6 protein-coding genes are annotated in these 7017 nt (G+C 71.3%); all 6 read right to left on the bottom strand.

Features of this window, described 5'->3' with window-relative positions; translation table 11 throughout:
• Positions 1–143: 143 nt before the first annotated feature.
• Positions 144–1271: a cell division protein FtsZ gene (ftsZ, locus tag AB0M88_RS52600; RefSeq protein WP_364115988.1), complete on the bottom strand. Its 1128-nt coding sequence runs from the start codon at positions 1269–1271 to the stop codon at positions 144–146.
• A 288-nt stretch (positions 1272–1559) separates the two neighbouring features.
• A complete protein-coding gene (locus tag AB0M88_RS52595) occupies positions 1560–2330 on the bottom strand; it encodes an FtsQ-type POTRA domain-containing protein (protein WP_364115985.1) in 771 nt (256 codons plus the stop codon).
• A gap of 4 nt (positions 2331–2334) precedes the next feature.
• Entirely contained in the window at positions 2335–3795 is a 1461-nt protein-coding gene (gene murC / locus AB0M88_RS52590) for a UDP-N-acetylmuramate--L-alanine ligase (protein ID WP_364115983.1), read from the bottom strand.
• 34 nt (positions 3796–3829) lie between these two features.
• Positions 3830–4939, bottom strand: coding sequence for an undecaprenyldiphospho-muramoylpentapeptide beta-N-acetylglucosaminyltransferase (gene murG, locus AB0M88_RS52585; RefSeq protein ID WP_364115980.1), 1110 nt, complete (start codon positions 4937–4939; stop codon positions 3830–3832).
• The gene (locus tag AB0M88_RS52580; RefSeq protein WP_364115977.1) at positions 4940–6322 is read right to left on the bottom strand and encodes a putative peptidoglycan glycosyltransferase FtsW; all 1383 of its coding nucleotides are present in this window, start codon (positions 6320–6322) and stop codon (positions 4940–4942) included.
• 68 nt (positions 6323–6390) lie between these two features.
• On the bottom strand, positions 6391–7017 hold a 627-nt coding region (gene mraY, locus AB0M88_RS52575; protein WP_364115974.1), incomplete at its 5' end, for a phospho-N-acetylmuramoyl-pentapeptide-transferase.

Here is a 7017-nt window from a genome sequence, read left to right as displayed (position 1 = left end):
GGGGGTCTGGGCCCCCGCGCGGGCGGGGCGGCCGGCTTGGGCGCCCGCGCGCTCGTCCGGCCCCCCGCCCTGGGCGCGCGTGGCGGCGAGCTGAGCGCGGCGGGCGCCGTCGTCCACTTGCGCCATTTTTCCGTACGCGGTGGTCAGGACCCGTTCTTGAGGAAGTCGGGCACGTCCACGTCGTCGAACAGCACCCGCCGCGGCGGCGGGGTGGTGACGGCCGGAGTGCTGGCGACCGGAGCCGGCGAGGAGGGGGCCGTGGCCGGCGGGGCGGTCGGCTGCTGGACGACCTTGCGGGCCGGCTCGGCCGGCTTGTAGGAGGGCGTGCCCCCGTCGAAGCCCGCCGCGATGACGGTCACCCGCACCTCGTCGCCCAGCGCGTCGTCGATGACCGCACCGAAGATGATGTTGGCGTCCGGGTGGGCCGCGTCGGTGACCAGCTGGGCCGCGTCGTTGATCTCGAACAGGCCGAGGTCGGAACCGCCGGCGATGGAGAGCAGCACGCCGCGCGCGCCGTCCATGCTCTGCTCGAGCAGCGGGCTGCTGATCGCCTTTTCCGCCGCCTCGACCGCGCGGTTGTCGCCGCGGGCCGAGCCGATGCCCATCAGCGCGCTGCCGGCGCCGCTCATGACGCTCTTGACGTCGGCGAAGTCGAGGTTGATCAGGCCCGGCGTGGTGATCAGGTCGGTGATGCCCTGGACGCCGGAGAGCAGCACCTGGTCGGCCTGGCGGAACGCGTCCATCATGCTGATGCCGCGGTCGCCGAGCGCCAGGAGCCGGTCGTTCGGGATGACGATCAGCGTGTCGCACTGGTTGCGCAGCTCGTCGATGCCGGCCTCGGCCTGCACCTGACGACGCTTGCCCTCGAAGGAGAACGGCCGGGTCACCACGCCGATGGTCAGCGCGCCGAGCTTGCGGGCGATGTTGGCGACCACGGGCGCGCCGCCGGTGCCGGTGCCGCCGCCCTCGCCGCAGGTCACGAAGACCATGTCGGCGCCCTTGAGCACCTCTTCGATCTCGTCGCGGTGGTCCTCGGCGGCGTTCTTGCCGACCTCGGGCTGCGCGCCGGCGCCGAGGCCCCGGGTCAGTTCGCGGCCGACGTCGAGCTTGACGTCGGCGTCACTCATCAGCAGCGCCTGGGCGTCGGTGTTGATGGCGATGAACTCGACGCCCTTGAGCCCAACCTCGATCATGCGGTTCACGGCGTTGACGCCGCCCCCGCCGATCCCGACGACCTTGATGACCGCCAGGTAGTTGTGTGGAGGTGTCATCGGGCTCAGCCTTCCCTTCGGGGTTGGCGGATGTCGCTGGCCCCTTCGCGGTCCCGGCCAGGTTCCGCTACTCAGACATCCGCTGCCGTACAAGGGAGGGCGAGGAAACCCTCACCCTCTACTAGAGGCTTATGGTTATGTCAACCACTCAACCTCTGGTGGCAACGTAAACGCCCGCATTGCGTCAACCAAAGACCCGGCGCGGCGTGTCGGCGTCCGCTTACGTGGCGAAAATCCGACGCAGCCGTAACCTCAACCAAAATATGCCGTTTCCGCCGCGATGTCCGCTTAGCGGATGGTGACCACCGTCGGCGCGCTGACGTCGATCTCGCTGTCCGCCTTGCGCAGCAGAACGGTCGCCACCTGGCTTTTCCGCTCGCTCTGGGTGTCGTCGCCCCAGACCACCGTGCGGTCCTTGCGCAGCTCCAGCTTGATCTGGGCGGGCGCGGCCACCGACACCGCCACCAGCTGCTCGCGCAGTTCGTCGCTCAGCGACCCGAGCACGGTCAGCCCGGAACGGGTGTCCTGGTCGGCCGGCCCGGGCCGGGCGAGCCGCAGCAGCGGCAGGCCGGCCGGCTGGTCGGGAACCGTCTGGTAGGGCACGCCGGACCGGTCGATCAGCGTGAACTGCTTGCCCGCCGGCACGGCCGCCACCGGGGTGCGCTCGACCACCTCGACGACCAGGGTGGACGGCCAGCTGCGGCGCACCACCACCCGGTCGACGGCCGGGATCGCCCGCACCCGGGACCGCACGTCGTCGAGGTCGACCCGGGCCAGCGGCTCGTCGGACGGCACGTCGACCGCGTCGCGCACCTGCTCCGGGGTGAGCAGCTGGACCCCGACCACCTTCACGTCGCGCGCGGCGAGCACCGGCGTGCCGTAGATCAGCCAGGTCAGGCCGCCCAGCACCAGCAGCACACCGAGGGCGACCGCCCAGGGCAGCGCGGCGCGGAGCCGGCGCTGCCGGGCCCGCGCCATGAACCGGCGCACCGAGGACGGCACCGCGTCGGTGTCCGCCCGCACCAGCCGCCAGTTGCGCCCGCCGCCCGGGTTGCTCACCTGGTTACACCACCCCGTCGGACGAGGGGCCGCCCAGCGTCTCGGCGTCGGCCTCGGCCAGCGCGTCCAGCAGCTCGTCGCCCATCATCGAGATCGGCGGCGCGCCCATCGTCACCACGACGTCGCCGGGCCGGCTGCGGCGCACGACCTCGGCCGGCACGTCCTCCCAGTCCGGGACGAAGATCTTGGCCGCGGCCGGCAGGTCGACCGCCGCGGTCAGCGCGACCCCGCCCTCGCCCGGCCCGCGCACCTCGCCCGGCCCGAAGACCTCCATGACGATGACCTGGTCGGCCAGCGCCAGGCCCTCGGCCAGCTCGGCCTGCAGGTCACGGGTGCGGTAGACGCGGTAGGGCTGGAAGACCACGAGCAGGCGGCCGTCGCCGGCCACCTCGCGCAGCGTGCGCAGCGCCGCCTTGACCGAGGTCGGGTGGTACGCGTACTCGTCGTAGACCCGGACGCCGGCCGCGATGCCCTTGCGCTCGAAGCGCCGCCGCACCCCCGGGAACGATTCGAGCGCCTCGACGATCTTGTTGAGCGGCAGGCCCAGCCGCATGGCGGTCAGCACCGCGGCCGCGCTGTTGAGGCCCATGTGCTTGCCCGGCAGCGCCAGCTTGATCTCGCCCAGCGGCGTCCCGTCCAGCACCGCCTGGTAGCGCACACCGCTGACCGTCGACACGACGTCGCTGATGCGCAGATCGGCGGCCGGCGACTCGCCGTACGTATAGACCGTGCGCCCCGCGGCCCGCAAGGCCGCGATGAGGTCCTGGGTCCCGGGGTCGTCGGCGCACGTGACCACGAAGCCGTCGGCGTCGGTGAGCTCGGCGAACTGCTGGAACCCGGCCTTGAGCCCGTCGAGGTCGCCCCAGTTGTTGAGGTGGTCGCCCTCGATGTTGGTGATGATCGCGACGTGCGGCCGGTAGATCAGGAACGACTTGTCGCTCTCATCGGCCTCGGCCACGAAGTGCGGGCCGGTGCCGTGGTGGCCGTTGGAGCCGGCCTCGGAGATCTCGCCGCCGATCACGAAGGACGGGTCCTGCCCGGCGTGCTGCAGGATCACCGTCATGATCGAGGTGGTGGTGGTCTTGCCGTGGGTGCCGGCGACCGCGATCGTCCGCCGGCCGGTCATCGCGGCGGCCAGCGCCTCCGAGCGGTGCAGGATGCGCAGGCCCCGGCGGCGCGCCTCGACCAGCTCGAGGTGGTCGGCCGGGATCGCGGTGGAATAGACGACCGTGTCCACGCCGTCGAGGTTGGACGCCTCATGGGTCATGTGGATGGTGCCGCCGAGCGCGCGCAGCGCGGTCAACGAGGGCCACTCCCGCAGCTCGCTGCCGGAGACCGGCACTCCCCGGGTGAGCAGCAGGCGGGCGAGTCCGCCCATGCCCACCCCGCCGATGCCGATCAGGTGCACGCTGCCCAGGTCCTCGGCGGTCAACTCGCCGGCCGGGGTCAGCTCCGCCGTGTTCACAGGTCCGCTCCCTCGAAAATCGCTTCGGTGATCATCAGCCGGTCGCCACCGCTTCGAGAACGAACTGCAGCAGTGCCTCGTCGCCGTCGCGCCGGCCGTACTGTGCGGCGGCGTGGCCCATGTCGGCCAGCCGCTGACGGTCGCGGGCGAGCGGGATGACGTGCTGTTCGATCCACTCCGGGGTGAGCTCGGCGTTGTCGACCAGGATGCCACCGCCCGATTCGACGACCGGCAGCGCGTTGCGCTTCTGCTCCTGGTTGCTGTGCGGGTACGGAACGTAGACGGCGGGCACCCCGAGCGCGGTGGTCTCGGCGACCGTGATCGCGCCGCCCCGGCAGAGCATCAGGTCGGCCGCCGCGTAGCCGAGCTGCATGTCGGACAGGTACGGGATCACGCGGTAGGGCACCGGTAGGTCGTCCGGCACGTCGAACGGGTCGTTGCGACCGCCCTGCACGTGCAGCACCTGGATGCCGGCGTGGGTGATCCGTTCGGCCGCGGCCGCGACCGCGAGGTTGATCGTGCGGGCGCCGGACGAGCCGCCGGAGACGAACAGCACCGGCCGGTCGGGGCGGAGCCCGAAGTGCTGGAGCGCGCCGGGTCGCGCGGCCGCCCGGTCGAGACGGGTGATCGAGGTGCGCAGCGGCACGCCGACGACCCGGGCACCGCGCAGCGACTCGGCCAGCTGGGGCTGGGTCGGGAAGCCGACCGCGACGTGCTTGGTGAACCGCATGCCCATCCGGTTGGCGACGCCGGGCGGCACGTTGACCTCGTGGATCACGATCGGCACCTTGCGGCGCCAGGCGGCCAGGTAGGCCGGGACCGAGACGTAGCCGCCGAAGCCGACGACGACCTCGGCCCGGACCTCGTCGAGGATCTGCCCGGCGGCGTGGGCCGACTTGTACATGCGGTCGGGGGTGCGCAGCAGGTTGAGGTTGACCGCGCGCGGCAGCTGGAACGCCGGGATCACGCGCAGGTCGTAGCCGGCCGCCGGGATCAGCTCGTTCTCCATGCCCTTGGGGCTGCCCAGGGTGGTGATGCGGACGTCCGGGAAGTGGCGCCGGAGCGCGTCGGCGAAGGCGAGCAGCGGATAGATGTGGCCGCCGGTGCCGCCTCCGGCGAGCACGACCGACCGCGGATCCGTCACCTAGCGCCTCCGCCCGGCCCCGGAGGAGACCGGCCCGGAGGAGGCCGGGGCCGGCCGCCGCGCCGGGGGCATCGGCGGCAGCGGGGCCCAGACTAGCCGCACCCATCGAGCGGGCGGACGGGCGTTCAGGGCCCGGGCCGCGTCCGGCTCGGCCCGCGCGAACGAGGCCAGCATGCCGATCGCCGCCATGGTCACCACCAGCGCGCTGCCACCGGCCGAGATGAACGGCAGCGGGAGCCCGGTGATCGGCAGCAGGCCGACCACGCCACCGATGTTGATCACCGCCTGGGCGACCAGCCAGGTCGTGATCGCGGTGGCGGCCAGGCGGCGGAACGGGTCGGCCGAGCGGCGGGCGATCCGGAAGCCGGTGTAGGCGAGCACCGAGAACAGGGCGAGCACGACCGCGCAGCCGACCACGCCCAGCTCCTCGGAGATCACGCCGAAGATGAAGTCGTTGTCCGACTCGGGCAGCCAGTCCCACTTCAGCGCGCCCTTGCCCAGGCCGACCCCGAACCACCCACCCTCGAAGATCGCCGAGCGGGCCTGCAGGATCTGGTAGCACGGGCCCTGCGGGTCGCATTTCTCGATCGGCTGCAGGAAGCTGGTGAGCCGCTCGAGGCGGTAGTTGGGGGCCTCGCTGGAACCCGAGCCGGCGCCGCCCGAGGCGGCCGCGATGAGCAGGCCGACCCCGGCCAGGCCGATGACGCCGAGCGCGGCGAACACCCGCAGCCGCACCCCGGCCGCCCAGAGCAGGCCGACGATCAGCGCCAGCAGCACCAGCATGGTGCCCAGGTCGTTGTAGCCGACCAGCACGAACAGCAGGCCGATGACCGGGAACAGGGGGCGGGCCAGCTCGCGCCAGTGGCCGAGGGCCGGGCCCTTGCGGGCGATGATGTCGGCGCCCCAGAGCACCATGCCGAGCTTGGCCAGCTCGGCCGGCTGCAGGCCGATCGGACCGAGGTAGAGCCAGAGCAGGTTGGTGTGGATCGGGCCGATGCCGGGGTGCCCGATGATGCCGACCGAGTTCAGGGCGCCGATCAGGTCCAGCAGGGCGAGCAGCACGATCGCGGCGCCCAGGATGTACTTGCCGATGTAGCGCAGCGTCATCGCGGGCAGCCGCTGGCAGATCCAGAACGCGACCAGGCCGAGCAGGGCGTACATCGCCTGGTTGATGATCGCGTGGAAGGCGCTGCCGGTCTCCGCGTACGCCTTCACGCTGGTCGCCGAGAAGACCATGGTGAGGCCGATGAGCAGGAGCAGGCCCGAGCTCGAGATCAGCAGGTAGTACGAGGAGAGGGGCCGTGCCAGCAACCCGTGCACGGCGGGCAGCAGCTGCCGGCTCAGCGACGGGCGGGCCGCCCTCGGGTTGCTTGCGTCCGCCATGGACACATCATCGTCGTGACGGGACGTGAGTCCTCGTCACGACGACGGCGTGTTCGATAAAAAGAGAGCTATCCCATTACCGCCAGGAAGTCGCTGTAGAACAGTCCCAGGCCGATCGCGACGCAGATGCCCGCGACGATCCAGAACCGGACCACGATGTTGACCTCACTCCAGCCGGCTAACTCGAAGTGGTGCTGGAGGGGCGACATCCGGAACACCCGTTTACCGGTGGTCTTGAACGAGATGATCTGGATGACGACCGACATCGTGATGATCACGAACAGGCCGCCGATGATGATCGACAGCAGCGTGGTGCGGGTCGCGACCGCCAGGCCGCCGATCAATCCGCCGAGGCCGAGCGCGCCGGTGTCGCCCATGAAGATGCGGGCCGGGTTGGTGTTCCACCACAGGAAGCCCACGCAGGCCGCGGCGGCCGCCGCCGCGATCATCGCGATCTCCAGCGGATCTCGCACCTGATAGCAGTACGCGTTGTGCAGCGCGTAGTCGGTGTCACCGCACCAGTGCCGGTACTCCCAGAAGCCGATCAGCGAATAGGCCGCCAGCACCAGGATCGAGGCGCCGGTGGCCAGGCCGTCGAGGCCGTCGGTCAGGTTGACACCGTTCGACATCGACATGATCACGAAGACGAAGACGATGACCGCGCCGACCTTGCCGACATTGAGCCAGCTGACGTC

This window comes from Actinoplanes sp. NPDC051411, from assembly GCF_040682075.1.
Lineage (GTDB): Bacteria > Actinomycetota > Actinomycetes > Mycobacteriales > Micromonosporaceae > Actinoplanes.
This window is presented reverse-complemented; position numbering and strand designations above follow the sequence as displayed.

Bases quoted from the DNA above. Each gene is read 5' to 3' on its own strand.
- ftsZ (WP_364115988.1), bottom strand. From the start codon at position 1,271: ATGACACCTCCACACAACTACCTGGCGGTCATCAAGGTCGTCGGGATC.
- AB0M88_RS52580 (WP_364115977.1), bottom strand. From the start codon at position 6,322: ATGGCGGACGCAAGCAACCCGAGGGCGGCCCGCCCGTCGCTGAGCCGG.